Genomic DNA, 21,241 nt, shown 5'->3' with positions numbered 1-21,241 from the left:
CCGTAGGATGGAGCAACCATGGATGACGATGTTTTCGAGGACTACGACCGCGAACTCGAACTCGCCCTTTACCGGGAGTACCGCGACGTTGTCTCGCAGTTCCAGTACGTGATCGAGACCGAGCGGCGGTTCTATCTCGCGAACGAGGTGAATGTCGTCCGCCGCGACACCGAGCACGACTTCTATTTCGAGATCTCGATGACCGACGTCTGGGTCTGGGACATCTACCGGGCTGACCGGTTCGTGAAGTCGGTGCGGGTGCTCACGTTCAAGGACGTGAACGTCGAGGAGCTCTCGCGCCGGGACTTCCAGCTGCCCGAGGAGCTCTCGCTCGACAACTGACCTCGTCGCATCCGTTCCTCCCCAGGAGGCGGATTCTCCTCTGCTGCCACAGCTCGACCGCGGAGCCCGGCTCGACCGCCCCGCGGCGCGCACGATGGGGACATGGCAGCCAAAGACGAGTTCGGACGCGCGGGTGAACAGCGCGCCGCCGACCATCTGATCACGCTCGGATACCGGATCGTCGATCGCAACTGGCGGTGTTCGCAAGGAGAGGTCGACATCGTCGCGGTCCGCGGGCGGTCGCTGGCGGTGGTCGAGGTCAAGACCCGGCGGTCGTTGGCGTTCGGCCATCCGCTCGAGGCCATCGACGACCGGAAGACGGCGCGGCTCTGGCGTCTCGCGGCGGCGTGGATCGCCGCGCACCCGCAGGAGGCTCGGGGGCGCAGGCTGCGCCTCGATGCGATCGCGATCACCGGCGACGATCCGGCGACGGGCGTCCTCGAGCACTTGGAAGACGCGCTGTGAGCGTGGCACGCACCCTTTCCGTTGCGCTCAACGGGCTCGAAGGAGCGATCGTCGAGGTCGAGGCCGACCTCTCGGAGCAGACCCCGAGGTTCGTGATCATCGGGCTCCCCGACAAGTCGCTCGGCGAGGCCGTGCAGCGCGTGCACAACGCGTGCGTCAACCGCGGGCTCGCGCTGCCGCGCCGCCGTCTGACCGTCAACCTGTCGCCGGCGAGCCTGCCCAAGCAGGGATCCGGCTTCGACGTCGCAATCGCGGTCGCAGCGCTCGCGACCGAACGCGAGATGGATGCTGCGGGCGTCGCGTCGACCGTGCACCTGGGCGAGCTGGGTCTCGACGGCCGTCTGCGCCCGGTGCCCGGCGTTCTCCCCGCGGTCGCGGCGGCCGCGCGCGCGGGGGTGCGCCGCGTGGTCGTGCCCCGCGCCAACCTCGCGGAGGCCGAGCTCGTCGACGGGATCGAGGTGTGCGGTGCGAGCTGTCTCGCCGAGGTGGTGCGGTGGCACGGGCTCGACGTCGACATCCCGGCGGTCGAGCCCGTGGCGCTCGCCCGTGAGCACGCCTCCGATGACGAGGTGCCCGAGCTGGCCGACGTGATCGGCCAGCGCGAGGCGATCGACGCGCTGCTCGTCGCCGCCGCGGGCGGCCACCATCTGCTCATGAGCGGACCACCGGGTGCAGGCAAGACGATGCTCGCGCAGCGCCTTCCCGGAATCCTTCCACCGCTCGACGAATCCGCTGCGCTGGCCGTCGGTTCGGTGCGCTCGCTCTCGGGCGAGCCTGTGACCCGGCTGTCGAGGGTGCCGCCTTTCGAAGCACCGCATCACAGCACGAGCATCGCCGCGCTGGTCGGCGGGGGATCCAGGATCGTTCGTCCGGGCGCGATCGCTCGCGCGAGTGAAGGCGTCCTCTTCCTCGACGAGGCGGGGGAGTTCACGGCGAGCGCGCTCGACGCACTGCGCCAGCCGCTGGAGTCGGGGTCCATCGTCATCCATCGCTCGGGAGTCACGGCCGCGTATCCCGCACGATTCCAACTGGTCGTCGCCACGAACCCCTGTCCCTGCGGAAACTTCGCCGTGCCCGGCGCGGAGTGCGTCTGCCCGCCGCAGGCCATCCGGCGCTACTTCTCGCGGCTGTCGGGTCCGCTCCTCGATCGCATCGACATCGAGTTGTCGATGCGACGGGTCTCCGTCGCCCGCGACGATCCTTCGCTCGGTGCGACGATGACGACCTCCGCAGCGCGCGAGAAGGTCGGCGAGGCCCGCGCGAGGGCCGCCCACCGGCTGCGCGACACGCTATGGCGACGCAACGCCGAGGTGCCCGGCTCATGGTTGCGCCAGGGGCCGCTGGCTCCCGCTCCCGTGGTGCGGCGGCCCATCGATGCGGCATTGCATCGGGGGATGCTGACACTTCGGGGCTACGACCGTGTGCTGCGCGTGGCGTGGTCACTGGCCGACTTGGCAGGGCGCGGAGCCATCGACGTCGGCGACGTCGGGCGCGCGCTGTACTTGAAGAAGGGAGTCCCGGCGTGATGCGGATCGAGTTGACCCCCGCCGCAGCTCGCGCGGCGCTGTCGGGCGTGCGTGACGACGACCTGGAGGAGGCGGACCTCATGGACGCCTTCGCTCGATTGGTCTGGAGCGTCGTCGTCGAGCCCGGCGACGGGGTGGCCGGACGCGTCGTGGAGGAGTGGGGCGCCGCCGAGGCTCTCCGGCGCCTGATCGCGGGTCACCCGCTGCAGACGAACGGGATCGATGCATCCGATCTGGCGAAGGGCCTTTCGCGGTGGAAGCCGCGGGGCGACGCGACAGCGGTGCGGGCGGCGACGGAGTCCGCGCGTCGGACGGGTGCCCGCCTGGTCCTCCCCGACGACCCCGGCTGGCCCGGCCGTCTCGCCGACCTCGGCGTGCACGCGCCGTTCGTGCTGTGGGCGCGGGGCGATGTCGCGCTGGTCGCGGATGAGATGCCGACGGTGGCGATCGTCGGGGCGCGCGCGGCTACCGCCTACGGCGAACACGTCGCCGCTGAGCTCGCGGCGGAGCTGGCATCGGCCGGGGTCACGATCGTCTCCGGTGCCGCATACGGTATCGACGGGGTCGCGCATCGCTCCGCGCTTCATGTCGGCGGGCGGACCGTGGCTCTGCTGGCCGGGGGAGTGGACCGGCCCTACCCCTCCGGTCATGCCGCTCTGATCGATGCGACCGCCCGCTCCGGTGCCGTCCTCGCGGAGACCCCGTGCGGCACGCCGCCGACGAAATGGCGTTTCCTCGCGAGGAACAGGCTGATCGCGGCATTGGCCGACACGACCGTGATCGTCGAGGCGGGTGTGCGCAGCGGTTCGCTGAACACCGCCGCGCACGCGGCCGCCCTGGGACGGCCCCTCGGTGCGGTACCCGGTGCCGTCACCAGTGCGTCATCGGCCGGTTGTCATCGCGTCATCCGCGACTTCGACGGCTCTTTGATCACCGGTGCCGCCGACGTCCGCGAGCTCCTCGGCCTGACTGACGCGCCCACCCTGTCGTTCGACGAGACCCGCACCGACGAGATGACCCGTGTGCTCGACGCGATGAGCACCCGCCAGTCGCGGAGCCCCGACGAGATCGCCCGCCGCAGCGGCATCGAGCCTCAGGAGGTGAGGGGTCTCATCGCCCTCGCCGAGCTGTCGGGACAGGTGCTCGAGCGAGCGGACGGATGGAGACGCGCACTGTCCACCCGGTGACGCGCCTGCACCTGATTGTGCGCCCTCACCGGGTGACGCGCCGACGGGGCGCACCGTGGCATCCGCGACGGGAGGCATGCTGGGCACATGGATTGGGAGCGGACGGTGGAGGCGTACCTGCAGCAGCTGACAGAGGTGCGCCGACTCGCTCCCGCAACCGTCCGCGCCTACCGTTCCGATCTCACCGACCTCCGGTCGCACGTCGGCGATGTCGACCTCGATCGCATCGATCTCGAGGAGCTCAGGTCATGGCTGTGGTCCGCGACGCAGGCGGGCTCGGCGCGCTCGACGATCGCGCGCCGCACCGCGGCCGTCCGTGGGTTCTTCGCGTGGGCGACCGAGCAAGACCTGGTCGCCGTCGACCCGACACTGCGGCTGGTCACGCCCAAGCGCGGCCGAACCCTTCCGCGGATCGCGACGGCGGATGCGCTGCGCGAAACGCTGGATGCCATGGCGGCTGTCGCCGCGGAGGGCGATGCGATCGCGCTCCGCGACCACGCGATCCTCGAGCTGCTTTACGGGGCGGGGATGCGGGTGTCCGAGCTCTGCGGGCTCGACGTCGACGACGTCGACGGTGACCGTCGCACCGCGCGCGTGCTCGGCAAAGGGTCGAAGGAGCGCATCGTGCCCTTCGGAGCCCCCGCGGGTCGCGCCGTCGACGCCTACCTCGTCCGCGGTCGCCCGGCGCTCGCGTCTCGTGCGGCAACCACCGGCAGGGCGCTCCTCCTCGGCACGCGCGGCGGCCGGATGGGCGTCCGCAGCGTCTACGACCTCGTCTCGCGCACGCTGGCACCGCTCGTGGGTTCCAGCGTCGGCCCCCATGCCCTCCGTCACTCGGCCGCGACGCACCTCCTCGATGGAGGCGCCGACCTTCGGGCCGTCCAGGAAATCCTCGGTCACGCCAGTCTGGGCACGACCCAGATCTACACCCATGTCTCGAGTGAACGGCTGGCGGCCACCTACCGACTCGCCCACCCCCGCGCCTGAACCGACCCCCGGCGCTACGGTGGAGGAATGCGCACTCGAGCACGCCGTCTCGCCGCTGCACTCGCGCTCGTGAGTGCGCTGTTCGTGGCCGGATGCTCCGCGGTGCCGCAGCCCCTCGTCACGCGCCTCCCCAGCGATGGGCCGCCGTCGGCCTCGGGCGAGCCTTCCGTCTCGGCCTCGCCGTCCGCGTCCCGCGCCCCCACCGCTACGGCCACGGCGTCGTCGACCCCGTCGGCTTCGGTCGACGACGCGGGCGACTGCGCCGGTCAGGAGCGGACGATCTCCGAGAGCGATCGCACCGTCGTGCTGACCGGGCAGTGCCCGCTCGTCCGCATCGAGGGGAACGCGGTGACCGTCGATGCCCGAGGAGCGACCGTGGGCGCTGTGGCCGTCGCGGGAGATCGCATCGCCCTCGCGGCCGGAGCCATCGGCGACGCGACGGTGGACGGCAACGACGCATCGCTCGACGTGGCGTCGATCGGGGCTTTGACGATTCGCGGCGACCGCAACACCGTCGTCGCGCCGGGCGGCGGCGGAGACCTGGTCGTCGCGGGGAACGACAACATCGTGACCGCTCCGGTGTCGAACGTCACCGTCGACGGACAGCGTAACCGCATCGGCTGATCAGCAGCACGGGAGGAGCACCGCGCGCGGCACGCCTCCCAGCAGCAGCATGGGGTTGATGTACTCCCCGGCGAGGCGCACCCCGAAGTGCAGCACGCCCGGCGGCGTGTGCCCGCCCTCGCTCCGTGCGGCCACGATGTCGCCTCGCGAGACGGAGGAGCCGGCCTGCGCGAGAGGCTCGACCGGTTCGAGGGTCGTCACGAGGCCTCCGCCGTGGTCGATGGTCACCACCCCGCGTCCGGCCACTGGCCCGGCGAACGCGATGATCCCCTCGGACGGTGCGCGCACCTCGCCCCCGTCCATTGCCAGGTCAACCCCGCGATGACCGGCACCGTAGGCGTGCGGCGGAGCCGCATACGGTTCGACGATGCGCAGGGTGTCGACGGGCCACCGCCATCCGAGGGTCGTGAGGTCGGGTGCTTCCGCAGCCGTCGCCCCTGCCGTGGCGAGGAGGGCGACAGTGGATGCCGCGACCGCGAACAGCACGGATCGGGTGCGTCTCGACATGACTGACAGCTTCGCTTCTGGAGGGGCGGGTGGATCCGCGTTCCGTCGGGAGCGGTGAAGATCCTCCTGGGAACCGGTCTGGGGAGGAAGGGGAGACCCTCTGCGGCGCGCGTACCTGGGAAACGGGGCGCGCTGGTAGAGTGGATGTCGCACCTCGTGTATCGGGGTGACTCCGCGTGCCCTCAGCGCTCCGTGGTTCTCCGAACCGCACCGCGCGGCATCCGCACCCATCGGTCCCTGAGCAGTTTCAGGGCGGGTGCGCGCCGGGCACCAGGCCCGCCGTTCCTCCGGACCGGCGAGATCAACCGCAGACGGCGCGTGCGCGCGCCGAGAACAGGAGAACGGCCATGGCCGTCGTCACCATCCGCCAGCTGCTCGACAGCGGCGTCCACTTCGGACACCAGACCCGCCGGTGGAACCCGAAAGTCAAGCGCTTCATCCTCACCGAGCGCAGCGGAATCCACATCATCGACCTCCAGCAGTCGCTGACGTACATCGACAAGGCGTACGAGTTCGTCAAGGAGACGGTTGCCCACGGCGGCACCATCCTCTTCGTCGGTACGAAGAAGCAGGCTCAGGAAGTGCTCGCCGAGCAGGCGACGCGCGTCAACCAGCCCTACGTCAACCAGCGTTGGCTCGGCGGTCTCCTCACCAACTTCCAGACGGTCTCCAAGCGCCTCGCTCGCATGAAGGAGCTCGAGGAGCTCGACTACGAGAACCCGGCTGAGAGCGGCTTCACCAAGAAGGAACTCCTTCTGAAGAAGCGTGAGCTCGACAAGCTCCACAAGTCGCTCGGCGGTATCCGCAACCTGCAGAAGACCCCCTCCGCGATCTGGGTCGTCGACGCGAAGCGCGAGCACCTCGCGGTCGACGAGGCCAAGAAGCTCGGCATCCCCGTGATCGGCATCCTCGACACGAACGCCGACCCCGACGAGTTCCAGTACCCGATCCCCGGCAACGACGACGCGATCCGTTCCGTGAGCCTGCTCACGCGCATCATCGCCGACGCCGCCGCCGAGGGCCTGATCCAGCGCCACAACCCCACCGACGAGGCGGCCACCGAGGCCGAGCCTCTCGCCGACTGGGAGCGTGAGCTGCTCGAGCAGGGTGCTCCCGCGCAGTCGTCGGCCGACACCGAGAAGGTCGCCGACCTGGGCGAGGCCAAGGCCGAAGCCGATGAGCTCGTCGCAGACGAGCAGGTCGAGACGACGGAGCGTGCCACCGAGTCGATCGCCGACGCCCTGGGCGCCGAGGCGCACGACGAGGCCGTCGCGGCCGCCGCCGGCGAGTCGACCGAAGAGGTCGCCGCCGACGAGGCCACCGACGCCAAGTAACCGGCGCATTCCCCTCAGACGCTACGATCGGCGCGCCCGCCCTCCGACCTCGGTCGGAGCGGCGGGCGCGCCGGGCATCCGTCACCCACATACGAATCAAGGAGCCAGCACCCCATGGCAAACTTCACCATCGCCGACATCAAGGCGCTGCGCGAGCAGCTCGGCACGGGCATGGTCGACACGAAGAAGGCGCTCGAAGAGGCCGACGGCAACGTCGAGAAGGCCGTCGAGATCCTCCGTCTCAAGGGAGCGAAGGGCAACGCGAAGCGTGCCGACCGCTCCACCAGCGAGGGACTCGTCGCCGCTCGCGAGCTGAACGGCAAGGTCACGCTCGTCGAGCTCGCCTGCGAGACCGACTTCGTCGCGAAGAACGAGCGCTTCATCGCCCTCGCCGACAAGGTCGCGGATGCTGCTGCCGCAGCCGCCGCGGACTCGGCCGAGGCAGCTCTCGCCGCCGACGCGAACGGCCAGACGGTCGACCAGCTCATCTCGGACGAGGCCGCGATCATCGGCGAGAAGGTCGAACTGCGCCGCGTGCGCACCCTCTCGGGCGACCACTTCGAGATCTACCTCCACAAGACGAGCAAGGACCTCCCGCCCCAGGTGGGCGTGGTCCTGGCCTACTCGGGTGACGACGCGGAGACCGCTCGCAGCATCGCGCAGCACATCTCGTTCGCCAACCCGTCGTACCTCTCCCGCGACGACGTGCCCGAGGGCGATGTCGACAAGGAGCGCGAGATCGTCACCGAGATCTCCCGCAACGAGGGCAAGCCGGAAGCGGCTCTGCCGAAGATCGTCGAAGGGCGTGTCAACGCGTTCTTCAAGCAGGTGTCGCTGCTCGACCAGGACTACGCGAAGGACAACAAGCTGTCCATCGCCCAGGTCGCGAAGAACGCCGGTATCACCCTGACCGACTTCGCCCGCTTCAAGGTCGGCGCGTAGCTCGTCTCCAGAGCCCGGGATGCATCAGCATCCCGGGCTCTTGTCTTGCCCGCCACATGCGCGCGGTACCTTTGAACCCGACGAGAGGACGACACCCGTGATCGATGAGAACTCCACCCGCCGCAGGGTTCTGCTGAAGCTCTCCGGGGAGGCGTTCGGCGGGGGGCAACTCGGGGTCAATCCCGACGTCGTGAGCCAGATCGCCCGCGAGATCGCCGCCGCCGTCGACCAGGTGGAGATCGCGATCGTCGTCGGTGGAGGCAACTTTTTCCGCGGTGCCGAGCTCAGCCAGCGCGGCATGGATCGCGGTCGTGCCGACTACATGGGCATGCTGGGCACCGTCATGAACGCCCTCGCCCTTCAGGACTTCCTGGAGCAGGCGGGTGCCGCCACGCGCGTGCAATCGGCGATCTCGATGACCCAGGTCGCCGAGCCCTACATTCCTCGCCGTGCCGTCCGGCACATGGAGAAGGGCCGCATCGTCATCTTCGGCGCGGGCGCCGGACTTCCGTACTTCTCCACCGACACGGTGGCCGCCCAGCGCGCGCTCGAGACCGGTTGCACCGAGGTCCTCGTGGCGAAGAACGGTGTCGACGGGGTCTATACCGCTGACCCGCGCACCGATCCGACGGCGACCCGTATCGACCACATCACGTACATGGACGCTCTGCAGCGCGGCCTCAAGGTCGTGGACTCCACCGCGTTCAGCCTCTGCATGGACAACGGGATGGACATGCGGGTGTTCGGGATGGAGCCGGCCGGCAACGTCACCCGCGCGCTGGTGGGCGAGCCGATCGGTACGCGCGTCTCGGTATGACGGTTCGTCGCGCCCGGGAAGCGCGGCGCAGCGCCGTTAGAGTTATGGCACAGGTTTTACGAATGGAGTCACCGTGATCGCCGAAGTTATGGCCGATGCAGGAACGCGCATGGATCGCGCCGTCGAGGCGGCGAAGGACGACTTCGCCACCGTCCGCACCGGGCGGGCGAACCCGCAGATGTTCCAGAAGATCCTCGTGGACTACTACGGCACCCCGACGCCGCTCGCGCAGCTCGCGTCGCTGAACAACGCCGAGGCCCGCACGCTGGTCGTGACGCCGTACGACAAGTCGGCGCTGAAGGCCATCGAACAGGCGATCCGCGACATGCCCAACCTCGGTGCGAACCCGACCAACGACGGCAACCTCGTGCGCGTGACGCTTCCCGAGCTGACGCAGGAGCGCCGCAAGGAGTACGTCAAGATCGTGCGCACGAAGGGCGAGGACGCGAAGGTGCACGTCCGCGGCATCCGTCGGAAGGCGAAGGACGACCTCGACGCGCTCAAGAGCGAGATCGGCGAAGACGAGATCGCCCGTGCCGACAAGGAGCTCGACTCTCTGACACGTGCGCACGTCGACGCGATCGACGATGCACTCAAGCGCAAAGAAGCAGAGCTCCTCGAGGTCTGAGACTCCCCATGACCGACGCTCCCGGGTCGGAAGGCCCCGAGCCGTCCGAACCTCCCACCAGCCGCCGTGAGGGCGGCGGGCTCCGTCGCGCGCACAGCGCGGCCGACGCATCCGCCTCCACGACGACCGGTGCGCGTTCGGCGCGGGCCGAGTTCGAGACGCACGTCGCACACGCGAGGGCGGAATTCGAAGAGGCGAACGAGCGGATCAAGCAGCGCACGGGCCGCGATCTCATCCTCGCCATCGTCATCGGCGTCGCGATCGGCGTCGTCGTCGTCGCGTCGCTCATCTTCTTCAAGTGGATCTTCCTCCTGTTCGCGATCGCGGCGACGTCGCTCGGAGTGTTCGAGTTCGTCCGTGCGTTGCGGGCGTCCGGCCGCCGCGTCGACCTGATCCCGCAGCTGCTGGGCGGCGTGGTCCTGATGCTGAGCGGCTATTTCGTCGACCTCTGGTTGCACTGGGTGCTCACGATGGTCGTGGTCGTCGTCCTCATCGTGTGGCGGCTCCTGGGGCAGATGTTCTCGCGTGATGGGCGCACGTACGGTGCGGTGCTCTCCGACGTGCTGATCACCGGTCTCGTCGTCCTGTACGTCCCGTTCCTCGGGAGCCTCGCGATGATCCTCCTCAGCCAGGACGGCGGGGAGTGGTGGGCCTTGGCCTTCATCATCATCACCGTGGCCGCCGACACCGGCGCCTACGTCACGGGGCTCACTATCGGGCGGCACCCGATGGCCCCGAGGATCAGCCCCAAGAAGACCTGGGAAGGCTTCGGCGGCGCGTTCGTGGCGGCTCTGATCGCCGGAGTCCTCCTGGCGCTGTACATGCTGGGCCTGCCCTGGTGGACCGGGCTCATCATCGGCGCCGTGATCCTGGGGACTGCCACGATCGGTGATCTCGGGGAGTCGATGGTCAAGCGGGATCTCGGCATCAAAGACATGAGCTCGTGGCTCCCCGGACACGGCGGGGTACTCGACCGCCTCGATTCGATCCTCCCGTCGGCTACGGCGGCCCTCGCTCTCTTCTACCTCCTCTCACCTCTGGCGGTGTCATGACGATGTCTTCCGACCTGGATACGGCCGCGGTCGAATCGCCGTTCCCCGAGACGTTCGGGCGCCAGAAGGGGTACGAGAAGCGCGCGGTCGACGCGTTCCTCGCGCAGGCCCGCGCCGCGTTCGAAGCAGATGAGCCCGGCACCCTGCGTTCCACGGTCGTTCGGGAGACCGCGTTCCCCCTCGTGAAGAAGGGCTACGCGATCGCCCCGGTGGACGCCGCTCTCGGGAGGATCGAAGACGCGTTCGCCGCTCGCGAGCGCGAGCAGGCCATGTCGCGGCGGGGCGCGCGTGCGTGGGTCGCCGAGTCGCGCCAGACCGCGCAGGTCGTGCTCGATCGGCTGACGAGGCCTCGCCGGCACAGGTTCGACCGGGTCAGCGTGCTCCGCTACGGCTACCGCGTCGACGAGGTCGATCTCGTGGCCGACAAGATCGCCCGCTACATCGCCTCCGGCGACCCCGTCACCCCCGATCAGGTGCGAGCCGTCGCATTCCGCATGCAGCGCGGCGGATACAGCGAGACGCAGGTGGACGCGGTGCTCGACGCGGTCGTCGAGGTCATGCTCGCGGTCGGTTGACGTGACGCGCCGGACGCGGGTGACAGCCCCGCGGTGCGCCCGTTAGACTCGACGGCATTGTGACTCCCGGCACCGACCTGACTCGCGCTTCTTCGCGCCGCCTCGCACGTCGGTCGCACGCGACGGTCGATGTCGTCTCGCCCGTGGCGTCGGTGCGTCCGCAGCCGCGATGGTCGCGACGTCGCGGTGTTCTGTCGGTCTTCGCCGGGTGCGCCGCCCTCGCATTCGCGGTCGCCTACGTCGGCCCTCTCGGCGGGGCGGTCGTCGATGCCCGAGCCGCCGAATCCGACGGCGTCTCCCTCTACTCGGTCTCGATGGACGACGCCCAATCGTTCGCGAGCGGGGCCGATGCCGCGGCCGCGTCGCTCGACCGGGCGGGTTACTCCGTGTACGTCACCCCGAAACCCACTCCGACCCCGACACCGACTCCGAGCGCCAGCGCCTCCAGCGGCACCGCTCAGAAGTCGATCTCCGCGCGACCGCAGTACACCGGCGGGGGATCGGCGGCGGAGTGGATGGCGGCCGCAGGCATCGCCGAGGGCGATCAGGGCTACGTCGATTACATCGTGTCGCGCGAGAGCGGCTGGAACCCGAACGCCACGAACAGCTCATCGGGGGCGTGCGGGCTCGTGCAGGCCCTGCCGTGCAGCAAGGTGCCGGGCAACGGCTACGACCCGGTCGACAACCTGCGCTGGGCGACGGGGTACGCCGTCGGTCGCTACGGCAGCTGGTCGGCGGCGTACGACTTCTGGACCCGCAACCACTGGTGGTGAGCGAGCCGCGTCATGCCCCGCTCACATCGCCGTCGTCCTGACTCCTCGTCGTCGGACGACTCCCTCGATCGACTGATCGCGGGGTGGAAGCGCTCGGAGACCCGTCGCGGTGCCGAATGGACGGTGCAACCCGTCTCGGCGTCGAAGGCCGTCAAGGCGTACACCTGCCCGGGGTGCGGCCGCACGATCGCCGCCGGCACGGCCCACGTCGTCACCTGGCGCGCGGACGGCGTGCTCGGAGACGCTGCCGACCTCGCGAATCGACGACACTGGCACACGCACTGCTGGAGATTGGGCTGACATGGAGATCCGAGGACCGATCGTGCTCCCCGCGCGCCGCGAGGACATCGAACTGCAGACGTCCGATGGCCTCCGGCTCGTCGGTGAACTCGCGCTTCCCGAGGAGACCGCGCCGGTCGCGACGCTCGTCACGCTGCATCCCTTGCCGACGGCCGGCGGTTTCATGGACTCCCACATCATCCGCAAGGCTGCGGCGCGATTGCCGGCTCTCGCCGATCTGGCCGTTCTTCGTTTCAACACCCGCGGGACGACCTCGCCGCGAGGGACGAGCGAGGGCGCTTTCGACGGAGGTGCGGGGGAGAGGTTCGACGTCGCCGCCGCCATGGAGATGGTTCGCGAGCGCGGCCTGCCCCGACCCTGGATCGTGGGGTGGTCGTTCGGTACGGAGCTCGCGCTCAAGTACGCGCGCGAGCACGACGTCGAGGGCGTCATCCTCCTGTCGCCCCCGTTGCACCGGGCCACACCGGAGGAGGTCGCCGCGTGGGCGGGGGATCACCGTCGCGTCGTCGTGCTCATCCCCGAGTTCGACGACTACCTGCGCCCGCCCGAGGCGGCCGAACGGTTCGCATCGATCCCCGACGCGGAGCTGATCGCCGTAGAAGGCGGAAAGCACCTCTGGGTCGGGGAGGCCCAGACCGCTCGCGTGCTCACGGAGATCGTCAAAACAGTCAATCCCGCTGCCCTGCCGCTCCCGACAGAGTGGGCGGAGAGCACCTCCGCATCCTGACCCGCGTCAGCGTTCGTTCTGTCTCGGGATGATGACCTGCCGGTAGATGATCAGGATGCTGGCCGCCACCGGGATCGCGACCAGTGCGCCGAGCAGCTGGCCGAGCGCGGCGCCGGCGAGGGCGGCGATGACCACGACCGCCCCGGGAATGGACACGGCGCGGTTCATGATGCGCGGCGAGATGATGTACGCCTCGATCTGCATGTAGACGAGGTAGTAGACCGCGGCGACGAGCGCGAGCGTCGGTGACTGGAGACCGAAGAGGCCGCCCCCGCCGCCGAGGCCCGGGATCAGGCACGTCAAGACGATGATCGTCGAACCGGTCAAGGTGCCGACCAGCGGGATCAGTGAGAAGAAGAAGGCGACGACGGCGAGCACGGCGGGGAACGGTGCGCCGATGATCGTGAGGAAGATCGCGCTCAGCACGCCGTTGATGACTCCGAGGCTGATCTGACCGATGACGTAGAAACCGACCGAGTCGACGATCTGCTCGGCGAGGTCGATGAAGCGAGGACGCTTCGAGGCAGGAACCAGCTGGTACACCGCCGACTTCAGGGACGGCGTCGACGCCGTGAAGTAGATGGTCAGGATGAGCACGATGAACGCTCCTCCGAAACCGGCGATCACGGTTCCGAGGATCGTGATGATGCTGCCGCCGATCTCGCCTCCGATGGAGCCCACGTCGAGGGAGGTGTACCAGTTCTGGACGTACTGCCACGCCTGGTCGACGTTGATGCCCGGGAAGTTCGTCTGAACCCACTGACGCACCTGTTCGACGATGTCGTCGAGGTTGCTCGTCTGGACGATGACGTCGATCTGGCCGATCAGCTGCACGATCTGGTCCACGATGATCGGCACGACCGCGAGGATGATGCCGGCGAACACCGCGAGGACGCCCAGGATCGTGACGAGCACCGCCGCCCAGCGCGGCAGTCTGCGCTTCTCGAGCCAGCCGACGATCGGTTCGAGCCCGAGGGAGAGGAACAGGGCCGTCCCGACGTACAACAGGATGGTCGAGAGAGCTTGGATGCTGCCGATCAGCAGAAGCCCGACGCCGACGCCCAGCGTCGCGACGAGCGCGACACGGAACGGGTTGTGGATTTTCACGGTGCGCTGCTCCTGACTCGGACCGGTCGATACCGGGGGTGAGGTCAGAATACGGCGCGGCGAGGCGGAATCGCGGAACCCGGGCCATCGGGACAACTTTCAGGCGGTGTTGGATAGTCTGGAATGTCGAGTAGCGGTTTCCGCCCCGGAGACCGGCGATGGGGTAGGTGTATTCGTGCGTTTCGTGTGGGCCGTGGTGGCGTTCCTCATCGCCGCCGTCATGATCGGAGCGGGCATCGCCCAGCGGACGGTCTTCGAAGGTCCTTCGACCGAGACGCAGACGATCCAGACCGACGGCGCGACCGCGTACACGCTCATCGACGGCGCGGTTCTCACACGGCTCCCCGGCGCGCAGACCGTGACCGCCGAGGGCGATGGAGCGGTCTTCGCGGCATACGGACGAACGGCCGACCTCCGCGCGTGGCTCGCCGACACGGCTTTCACCGAGATCACCGTCGACGGCGAAGGCGCCGTGTCGAACGCGACGAGCACCCCGACACCCAGTCCGAGTCCCAGCGGGTCCGCGGATGCGGCCGAGGATGCTGCGGCCGGGGACGATTCGGCCGGCTCGGACGCCGCGGCGACGGTCGCGCGCGATCCCGCAGGATCCGATCTCTGGCTCGAGGAGTTCCAGGGCGACGGCTCGCTCACCATGCCGCTCCAGCTTCCCGACACCATGAGCGTCCTGCTCGCTTCCGACGGGAGCGCACCGGCGCCGTCGACCATCGTGCTGTCGTGGCCCCTGCCCGTGACGACCCCATGGGCCGGACCGCTGATCGTGAGCGGCTCGATCGTGCTGCTCGTCGGGATCTTCCTCTACGTGCTCGCGATCCGGCATTCCCGCCGGTCACGCGGCCCGCGGAGGAAGGGCTTGCCGATGCCCGTGACCGAGCCGATCGATCTGGCCGTCGAGGGCGTCGACAAGGGCGTGATCACCGCCGGTGCCCCCGCGTCGCGCAGGTCGGTGTCGTCGCGTCGTCGCGCATTCCTCGTCGTGCCCGCCGTCGCTGCGACGACGCTCCTCTTCGCCGGATGCTCGGCCGACGCGTGGCCCGACCTCGCGAGCTCGGCCACCCCGACACCCACCGAGACGGTCATCGTGCCCGAGGGTCAGCAGGCACCGGCGGTCACCGAGAACCAGGCGGAGCGGATCGTCTCCGAGGTGGCCGCGACGATCGCCTCCGCCGATGCCGCGGGTGACGCGGGTCTGGCCGCCACCCGTCTCGGCGGCGCGGCCCTCGCAGAGCGTCAGACCAACTACACCCTCCGCGCCGCGATCCCCGAGCATCCCGCTCTGCCGGCGATCCCCGCGTCGCCCGTCGAGATCGTGCTGCCGCAGGCCTTCGACGGCTGGCCCCGTTCGGTGTTGACCGTGGTCGAGAACGACGCCGACACCACTGTGGCCCCCACCATCATGCTCCTGACCCAGGAAGACCCGTGGTCGGACTACAAGGCGATGTATGTGGCGAGCCTCGAAGCATCCACCGAGCTGCCCGACGTCGCGGCCTCGTATGTCGGTGCCTACCAGGTTCCCCCCGACTCCGGCTTCCTCTCGCTCGCGCCGGACGACCTCGCCGCCGCGTACGCCGACGTCATCAACAACGGTGAGAACAGCCAGTATTGGTCGAAGTTCGACACCCAGGGCGACCTTCTGCTCGCGGGCATCCAGGCCAACAAGGATCAGCGCACCGCCGATCTCGCGCAGACCGGCACCAACACGGCCGAGATCGCCTTCGAGTCCGTCGCGGGGTCGCAGGAACCCTTCGCCCTCGCGACGCTCGAGGGCGGCGCGATCGTCGCGGTGAACGTCAACGACAACGACACGGTGAAGCCGACGAACGCCGACGCGGTGATCAAGCTGCTCGACAACCCGGCGGTGAAGACCCTCACCGGCGTCGAGGAGTCGTCGACGGGGTTCTTCACCACATACTCCGACCAGCTCTTCTTCTATGTCCCCGCCCAGGGTTCGAGCGAGCAGATCCGTCTGCTCGGGTATCGATCCAGCATCCTCGAAGCAAAGGTGATCCCGTGAGCACGCCCGCATCCGGTGCCGTCATGCGCGGAGCGGTGGATCTGTCCACCCTGCGCAACCGTCCGCAGCCTCCCGCAGAGGGAGCGGTGCCGCCGGCGCCGTCCGGTGACGCCGGTGCCCTCGTTCGCGACGTCACCGACCAGACGTTCGGCGAGATCCTCGAGCTCTCGCGCACCGTCCCGGTCGTCGTCGACCTGTGGGCCGAGTGGTGCGGGCCGTGCAAGCAGCTCAGTCCGATCCTCGAGAAGGTCGTCGTCGAGCTCGGCGGACGCGTGGTTCTCGCCAAGGTCGACGTCGACGCGAACCCGCAGCTCGCCCAGGGCTTCCGTGCCCAGTCGATCCCCATGGTCGTCGCGCTCGTCGCGGGCCAGCCGGTGCCGATGTTCACCGGCGCGGTGCCGGAGCAGCAGGTGCGCGAGGTCTTCGCGCAGCTGCTGCAGCTGGCGGCGCAGAACGGTGTGACCGGCTCGCTGTCGGTCTCGGACGAGCCGGCGGATGCCGCCGAGCCCGAGGAGCCCGCATTGCCGCCGCTGCACGCCGAGGCCTTCGAAGCCATCGAAGCCGGTGACTACCCGCGCGCCATCGCCGCGTACGAGAAAGCGATCATCGAGAACCCGCGCGATGACGACGCCCGCGCCGGACTCGGCCAGGTGCGTCTGCTCGACCGTGTGCAGGGGCTCGACCTCCAGGCCGCTCGAGCGGCCGCAGCTGCGTCTCCCTCCGACGTGGACGCCCAGTTCGCGGTGGCCGACCTCGACATCGCCGGCGGTCACGTCGAGGACGCCTTCGATCGTCTGCTCGAGCTGTTCGCGGCTCTCCCCTCCGACGACCGGGCTCCCGTGCGCGAGCGCCTCCTCGAACTCTTCGGCCTGGTCGGGGATGCCGACCCCCGCGTGGGTGTCGCGCGTCGCCGCCTGACCTCGCTGCTGTTCTAGACCGCCGAGACCGCCCTCGAACAACGAGACCCCGACATGATGTCGGGGTCTCGTTGCGTGGAACGGGTCTCGCGGTCAGGAGGCGTTGTGCTTCAGGAAGAGCACGCCCAGCGGGGGAAGCGTGGGAGTCGCACGACCGTGGTCGTCGGTGTGGACCACGCCGTAGTTGCCGACGCCCGATCCGCCGTAGACGGTGGCGTCGCTGTTGAGCACCTCGGTCCAGACGCCGCCCTCGGGCAGATCGATGGGGTAGTGGTGCAACGGCTCGCCCGAGAAGTTGGCGATCACGACGACGGTGTTGCCGTGCGAGTCACGCCGGGAGAAGGCCGAGACGTTCGGGTTCCATGAGGGGCCTCCGAGCCGGCTGAATGCCGCGCCGTCGTGATCGCGGGCCCAGAGCGCGGACTCATCGCGGTAGACGCGGTTCAGCGCCGCCACGAAGTCGTGGAGCTGAGCGTGCGCCGGCTGCTCCAGCATCCACCAGTCCAGACCTCGACCCTCGGACCACTCGGACATCTGTCCGAACTCCTGGCCCATGAAGAGCAACTGCTTGCCCGGGTGGCCCCACATGTAGGCGAGGTAGGCGCGCATGTTCGCGAGCTTCTGCCAGTGGTCGCCCGGCATGCGGCCGAAGAGGCTGCCCTTGCCGTGGACGACCTCGTCGTGGCTGATCGGCAGCACGAAATTCTCGGTGAACGCGTAGACGAAGGAGAACGACAGCTCGCCTTCGTGATGGGCGCGGTAGAGCGGATCGCGGGAGATGTACTGGAGCGAATCGTTCATCCAGCCCATGTTCCATTTGAAGCCGAAGCCGAGCCCGCCGTGCGAGGTCGGTGCCGTGACCCCGGGGAAGCTCGTGGACTCCTCGGCGATCATCGCGATACCGGGGTAGCGCTTGTAGGCGGTGGCGTTCACCTCCTGCAGGAACTTGATCGCCTCGAGGTTCTCGCGGCCGCCGTACTGGTTCGGAGCCCACTCGCCCTCGTTGCGCGAGTAATCGAGGTAGAGCATCGACGCTACCGCGTCGACGCGCAGCCCGTCGACATGGAACTCCTCGAACCAGTAGAGGGCGTTCGCGACGAGGAAGTTGCGCACCTCGCTGCGGCCGTAGTCGAAGATGAGGGTGCCCCAGTCCTTGTGCTCGCCCCGTCGCGGGTCGGGGTGCTCGTAGAGGGGCTCGCCGTCGAACTGCGCGAGCGCGAAGGCATCCTTCGGGAAGTGCCCGGGAACCCAGTCCATGATCACGCCGATGTCGGCCTGATGCAGCCGGTCGATGAGGTATCGGAGATCGTCGGGTCCGCCGAATCGGCTCGTCGGGGCGTAGTACCCGGTCACCTGGTAACCCCACGATCCGCCGAACGGGTGCTCGGCCAGGGGCATGAACTCGACGTGGGTGAAGCCCTGCTGGGTCACGTACTCGACCAGCGGGTCGGCCGCGTCACGGTAACCGAGGCCGGGCCGCCAGGAGCCCAGGTGCACCTCGTAGATCGACATGGGCTGGTCGGTCAGCGGCGCCGAGGAGCGGTGGGCGAGCCAGGTGTCGTCGGTCCAGGTGTAGTCGGAGGACGTGACGACGGATGCGGTGGCGGGAGGGACTTCGGCCAGGCGCGCCATCGGGTCGGCCTTCTCGATCCAGTTGCTCGCCCGCGTGAGGATCTCGAACTTGTAGCGGGCGCCGGAACCGATCTCCGGGATGAACAGCTCCCAGACGCCGCTCCCGCCCATGGACCTCATGGAGTGGGCCTGGCCGTCCCAGCCGTTGTGATCCCCGAGCACGCGGACTGCTCGCGCATCGGGCGCCCACACCGTGAACGCCACGCCCGCCGTGCCGTCGAGCACGCGCTCGTGCGCGCCGAGCACGCGCCACAGCTCCTCGTGGCGGCCCTCGGCGATCAGGTGCAGATCGAGCTCGCCGATCGTCGGCACGTGCCGGTACGGATCGTCCGCCGTGTGGGACGACCCGTCGTCGTAGGTCGTGGTGATGGTGTACCGCCCGGGCGCACCGGTGATGTCGGCCTCCCAGATCCCGCCGCGCAGATGGGTGAACTCGACCGTCGATCCGTCGGCGAGCTCCGCCGTGACGGTCGACGCGAGGGGACGGCGCGTGCGCAGCACCCCGTTGCCGTCCGCGTCGGTGTGGACGCCGAGCACCGAGTGCGGATCGTGGTAGCTCCCCGTCGCGATGGTGTCGAGGACGACGTCGTCGGGGGTGGATGAGAGGCTCATCGGGTCTCCTTCACGTGCAGGATGTGGACGGGCTCGACGAAAGCGTCGAGGCGCACGAAGTTGTGCTGGCCCCACGTCCACTGGGCACCTGTCACGAGGTCTTCCACCTCGAACGTCTCACCGGCCGCACCGTCGACGCCCCAGATGCGCGTGTCGAGGTGGACGGTCGTCTCACGCGCCGAGTGCGGGTCGAGGTTCGCCACGACGATGATCGTGTCGTCGCGACCGGTCGGGCTCAGGGCCGCATCGATGTGCTTGGAGTAGACGAGGATCGCGTCGTCGTCGGTCCAGTGGAACGAGATGTTGCGCAGCTGCGCGAGGGCGGGATGCGCGCGGCGGATCTCGTTGAGGCGCCGGAGGTACGGCGCGATCGATTCGTCGCGTCCCTCGGCCCCGGCCCAGTCGCGGAACTTGTACTCGTACTTCTCGTTGTCGATGTTCTCCTCCGACCCCGGCCTCGCCACGTTCTCGATGAGCTCGTAGCCGGCATAGACACCGTAGGTGGGCGCCGCGGTGGCGGCCAGAGCCGCGCGGGTCTTGTACGCCGGACGACCGCCGTACTGCAGGTACTCGGTGAGGATGTCGGGGGTGTTGACGAAGAGGTTCGGTCGCAGGAAGTCGGCCGTCTCATGGGCGAGCCCGGTGAGGAATTCGGTGAGCTCCTCCTTCGTGTTCCGCCACGTGAAGTAGGTGTAGCTCTGCTGGAATCCGGCCATGCCGAGTCCCTGCAGCGGTGCTGGGCGGGTGAACGCCTCGGCGAGGAAGACCACGTCGGGGGATTCGGCGTTGACGGTCGCGATGAGCCACTCCCAGAACTGCAGCGGCTTGGTGTGAGGGTTGTCGACGCGGAAGATGCTGACGCCCTGCGCCACCCAGTGGCGGACCACGCGCAGCACCTCGGCGCGGATGCCTTCGGGGTCGTTGTCGAAGTTGACCGGGTAGATGTCCTGGTACTTCTTGGGCGGATTCTCGGCGTAAGCGATCGAGCCGTCGGGGAGGGTCGTGAACCACTCGGGGTGCTCGGTGACCCACGGGTGGTCGGGGGAGGCCTGCAGAGCGAGATCGAGAGCGATCTCGATGTCGTGGCGCCGGGCTTCCTCGACGAATGCCCGGAAATCGTCGAGGTCTCCGAGGTCGGGGTGGATCGCGTCGTGTCCTCCCGCGGCACCGCCGATCGCCCAGGGCGAGCCCGGATCGCCGGGCTTGGGGTCGAGCGTGTTGTTGGGTCCCTTGCGGTTCCGCTCGCCGATGGGATGGATCGGCGGGAGGTACAGCACGTCGAAGCCCATGCCGGCGACACCGGCGAGGCGGTTGGCGGCCGTTCGGAACGTGCCGCTCACGACCGTGCCGTCCTCGGAGCGGACGGCGCCCTCGGAACGCGGGAAGAACTCGTACCAGGCGCCGACTCCGGCGCGCTCGCGCTCGACGAGGAGCGAGTACTCGTCGCCGACGGTCGCCAGGGAGGCGAGGGGGCGTCGGGCGAACGACTCCTCGATTTCGGCGTATCGGACGACCTCGAGTGCGGTGTCGTCGGATGCTGCGGGGTCGCGCAACGTGACCGCGCCGCGCTCGAGCAGACGTCGCTCAGCAGCCGGCCGCGACTTCTCCTTCGCTGCCCGACTGAACAGGAGAGCGCCCGACTCGCGCATGAGCGCCGCGTCGACACCCGCGGAGATCTTCACATCGGCCGCGTGCTGCCACGTCGCGAAGTCGTCGGCGAACGCCTCGAAACGGAACTTCCAGACGCCCTGTTCCAGCGGCACGATGAGGGTCGACCACCGGTCGAAGCCGTCGCCGAGCGCGCTGAGACGATGCAGCGACTCGTCCCCGCTGGGCGAGAAGAGACGCACGTGCACGCCGATGCGATCGTGGCCTTCGCGGAAGGCGGTGACCGTGAACGGCACGGCCTCTCCGACATAGGCGGTCGGATCGAACCTGCCGCCGGGCACCTGGGGGAAGGGGAGAGCAAGCGGGATGCGGGGAGTCTGCGTCGCGCCCGGAGAGGGCGTCGCAACCACCGGTCGGACGGGGATGGACGAGGCGCTACGCCACGCCGAGGGGGAAGGAGTTCGCGTCGTCGGAGCCACGGTTGAAACCTATCGTGGCTGTCCGGCCCATGACAGCGGACCCGGAGCGGTTGACAGATGCGTCGTGA

The 21,241-nt window shown here is 69.1% G+C and carries 21 protein-coding genes; 17 read left to right on the top strand and 4 right to left on the bottom strand.

All coding sequences use genetic code 11. The features are described from left to right. Positions 1-18: 18 nt before the first annotated feature. The 6 genes from FVP77_RS07655 (at position 19) to FVP77_RS07630 (ending at position 5,131) form a co-directional block, all read left to right on the top strand. Positions 19-342 (top strand): DUF2469 family protein, encoded by a 324-nt coding sequence (locus FVP77_RS07655; RefSeq protein WP_147893941.1) that lies wholly within the window; start codon positions 19-21, stop codon positions 340-342. A 102-nt stretch (positions 343-444) separates the two neighbouring features. Further along, the gene (locus FVP77_RS07650; protein WP_147893940.1) at positions 445-807 is read left to right on the top strand and encodes a YraN family protein; all 363 of its coding nucleotides are present in this window, start codon (positions 445-447) and stop codon (positions 805-807) included. Next, a complete protein-coding gene (locus tag FVP77_RS07645; RefSeq protein WP_147893939.1) occupies positions 804-2,333 on the top strand; it encodes a YifB family Mg chelatase-like AAA ATPase in 1,530 nt (509 codons plus the stop codon). The genes FVP77_RS07650 and FVP77_RS07645 overlap by 4 nt, the downstream gene beginning before the upstream one ends. Next, positions 2,333-3,520 carry a DNA-processing protein DprA gene (dprA, locus tag FVP77_RS07640; RefSeq protein WP_147894486.1) on the top strand — a complete coding sequence of 396 codons (1,188 nt, stop codon included), beginning with the start codon at positions 2,333-2,335 and terminating at the stop codon, positions 3,518-3,520. Before FVP77_RS07645 ends, dprA begins: the two co-directional genes overlap by 1 nt. An 87-nt stretch (positions 3,521-3,607) precedes the next feature. Further along, positions 3,608-4,507, top strand: coding sequence for a tyrosine recombinase XerC (locus tag FVP77_RS07635; RefSeq protein ID WP_147893938.1), 900 nt, complete (start codon positions 3,608-3,610; stop codon positions 4,505-4,507). A 27-nt stretch (positions 4,508-4,534) separates the two neighbouring features. Further along, positions 4,535-5,131: a hypothetical protein gene (locus FVP77_RS07630; protein ID WP_147893937.1), complete on the top strand. Its 597-nt coding sequence runs from the start codon at positions 4,535-4,537 to the stop codon at positions 5,129-5,131. Here FVP77_RS07630 and FVP77_RS07625 read toward each other — a convergent pair whose 3' ends face one another. Further along, positions 5,132-5,638 carry a murein hydrolase activator EnvC family protein gene (locus FVP77_RS07625; RefSeq protein ID WP_147893936.1) on the bottom strand — a complete coding sequence of 169 codons (507 nt, stop codon included), beginning with the start codon at positions 5,636-5,638 and terminating at the stop codon, positions 5,132-5,134. A gap of 347 nt (positions 5,639-5,985) precedes the next feature. Between FVP77_RS07625 and rpsB the strand changes: the two genes are divergently transcribed. The 9 genes from rpsB (at position 5,986) to FVP77_RS07580 (ending at position 12,786) form a co-directional block, all read left to right on the top strand. Beyond that, entirely contained in the window at positions 5,986-6,972 is a 987-nt protein-coding gene (gene rpsB / locus FVP77_RS07620; protein WP_147893935.1) for a 30S ribosomal protein S2, read from the top strand. A gap of 114 nt (positions 6,973-7,086) precedes the next feature. Next, positions 7,087-7,914: a translation elongation factor Ts gene (gene tsf, locus FVP77_RS07615; protein ID WP_147893934.1), complete on the top strand. Its 828-nt coding sequence runs from the start codon at positions 7,087-7,089 to the stop codon at positions 7,912-7,914. Between the two features lie 97 nt (positions 7,915-8,011). Continuing rightward, positions 8,012-8,731, top strand: coding sequence for a UMP kinase (pyrH, locus tag FVP77_RS07610; protein WP_147893933.1), 720 nt, complete (start codon positions 8,012-8,014; stop codon positions 8,729-8,731). A 73-nt stretch (positions 8,732-8,804) separates the two neighbouring features. Beyond that, complete coding sequence (frr, locus tag FVP77_RS07605; protein ID WP_116646379.1) at positions 8,805-9,359, top strand: ribosome recycling factor; 555 nt, start codon at positions 8,805-8,807, stop codon at positions 9,357-9,359. An 8-nt stretch (positions 9,360-9,367) separates the two neighbouring features. Next, positions 9,368-10,411: a phosphatidate cytidylyltransferase gene (locus tag FVP77_RS07600; protein WP_147893932.1), complete on the top strand. Its 1,044-nt coding sequence runs from the start codon at positions 9,368-9,370 to the stop codon at positions 10,409-10,411. Positions 10,412-10,413: 2 nt separating this feature from the next. Next, positions 10,414-10,986: a DivIVA domain-containing protein gene (locus FVP77_RS07595; RefSeq protein WP_147893931.1), complete on the top strand. Its 573-nt coding sequence runs from the start codon at positions 10,414-10,416 to the stop codon at positions 10,984-10,986. A gap of 59 nt (positions 10,987-11,045) precedes the next feature. Continuing rightward, the gene (locus tag FVP77_RS17040; protein ID WP_246134010.1) at positions 11,046-11,759 is read left to right on the top strand and encodes an aggregation-promoting factor C-terminal-like domain-containing protein; all 714 of its coding nucleotides are present in this window, start codon (positions 11,046-11,048) and stop codon (positions 11,757-11,759) included. A 12-nt stretch (positions 11,760-11,771) separates the two neighbouring features. Further along, positions 11,772-12,059 (top strand): hypothetical protein, encoded by a 288-nt coding sequence (locus FVP77_RS07585; protein WP_147893930.1) that lies wholly within the window; start codon positions 11,772-11,774, stop codon positions 12,057-12,059. Position 12,060: 1 nt separating this feature from the next. Continuing rightward, positions 12,061-12,786: an alpha/beta hydrolase gene (locus tag FVP77_RS07580; RefSeq protein ID WP_147893929.1), complete on the top strand. Its 726-nt coding sequence runs from the start codon at positions 12,061-12,063 to the stop codon at positions 12,784-12,786. Between the two features lie 6 nt (positions 12,787-12,792). Here the strand turns inward: FVP77_RS07580 and FVP77_RS07575 are convergent, their stop codons facing one another. Next, positions 12,793-13,893, bottom strand: a complete 1,101-nt coding sequence (locus tag FVP77_RS07575; protein WP_147893928.1) for an AI-2E family transporter — start codon at positions 13,891-13,893, stop codon at positions 12,793-12,795. 175 nt (positions 13,894-14,068) lie between these two features. On the opposite strand from FVP77_RS07575, the gene FVP77_RS07570 reads away from it, so the two are divergent. Both FVP77_RS07570 and FVP77_RS07565 read left to right on the top strand, forming a co-directional pair. After that, entirely contained in the window at positions 14,069-15,925 is a 1,857-nt protein-coding gene (locus tag FVP77_RS07570; RefSeq protein WP_147893927.1) for a DUF8094 domain-containing protein, read from the top strand. Further along, a complete protein-coding gene (locus FVP77_RS07565) occupies positions 15,922-16,860 on the top strand; it encodes a tetratricopeptide repeat protein (RefSeq protein ID WP_147893926.1) in 939 nt (312 codons plus the stop codon). Before FVP77_RS07570 ends, FVP77_RS07565 begins: the two co-directional genes overlap by 4 nt. Positions 16,861-16,935: 75 nt before the next feature. Here the strand turns inward: FVP77_RS07565 and glgB are convergent, their stop codons facing one another. Next, entirely contained in the window at positions 16,936-19,086 is a 2,151-nt protein-coding gene (glgB, locus tag FVP77_RS07560) for a 1,4-alpha-glucan branching protein GlgB (protein WP_147893925.1), read from the bottom strand. Continuing rightward, complete coding sequence (locus tag FVP77_RS07555) at positions 19,083-21,104, bottom strand: maltotransferase domain-containing protein (RefSeq protein ID WP_246134009.1); 2,022 nt, start codon at positions 21,102-21,104, stop codon at positions 19,083-19,085. The genes glgB and FVP77_RS07555 overlap by 4 nt, the downstream gene beginning before the upstream one ends. Positions 21,105-21,241: the final 137 nt, after the last annotated feature.

It is taken from the genome of Microbacterium hatanonis (assembly GCF_008017415.1).
In the GTDB taxonomy this organism is placed as follows: domain Bacteria; phylum Actinomycetota; class Actinomycetes; order Actinomycetales; family Microbacteriaceae; genus Microbacterium; species Microbacterium hatanonis.
The sequence above is the reverse complement of the archived record's forward strand: the minus strand, read 5'-3'. Positions and strand labels throughout refer to the sequence as shown.

Excerpts from the sequence above, each read along its gene's own strand:
- FVP77_RS07650 (WP_147893940.1), top strand. The coding sequence starts at position 445 with ATGGCAGCCAAAGACGAGTTCGGACGCGCGGGTGAACAGCGCGCCGCC.
- FVP77_RS07635 (WP_147893938.1), top strand. The coding sequence starts at position 3,608 with ATGGATTGGGAGCGGACGGTGGAGGCGTACCTGCAGCAGCTGACAGAG.
- FVP77_RS07580 (WP_147893929.1), top strand. The coding sequence starts at position 12,061 with ATGGAGATCCGAGGACCGATCGTGCTCCCCGCGCGCCGCGAGGACATC.
- FVP77_RS07625 (WP_147893936.1), bottom strand. The coding sequence starts at position 5,638 with ATGTCGAGACGCACCCGATCCGTGCTGTTCGCGGTCGCGGCATCCACT.
- rpsB (WP_147893935.1), top strand. The coding sequence starts at position 5,986 with ATGGCCGTCGTCACCATCCGCCAGCTGCTCGACAGCGGCGTCCACTTC.
- FVP77_RS07655 (WP_147893941.1), top strand. The coding sequence starts at position 19 with ATGGATGACGATGTTTTCGAGGACTACGACCGCGAACTCGAACTCGCC.
- FVP77_RS07585 (WP_147893930.1), top strand. The coding sequence starts at position 11,772 with ATGCCCCGCTCACATCGCCGTCGTCCTGACTCCTCGTCGTCGGACGAC.
- FVP77_RS07630 (WP_147893937.1), top strand. The coding sequence starts at position 4,535 with ATGCGCACTCGAGCACGCCGTCTCGCCGCTGCACTCGCGCTCGTGAGT.
- FVP77_RS07595 (WP_147893931.1), top strand. The coding sequence starts at position 10,414 with ATGTCTTCCGACCTGGATACGGCCGCGGTCGAATCGCCGTTCCCCGAG.
- dprA (WP_147894486.1), top strand. The coding sequence starts at position 2,333 with ATGCGGATCGAGTTGACCCCCGCCGCAGCTCGCGCGGCGCTGTCGGGC.
- FVP77_RS07600 (WP_147893932.1), top strand. The coding sequence starts at position 9,368 with ATGACCGACGCTCCCGGGTCGGAAGGCCCCGAGCCGTCCGAACCTCCC.
- tsf (WP_147893934.1), top strand. The coding sequence starts at position 7,087 with ATGGCAAACTTCACCATCGCCGACATCAAGGCGCTGCGCGAGCAGCTC.
- glgB (WP_147893925.1), bottom strand. The coding sequence starts at position 19,086 with ATGAGCCTCTCATCCACCCCCGACGACGTCGTCCTCGACACCATCGCG.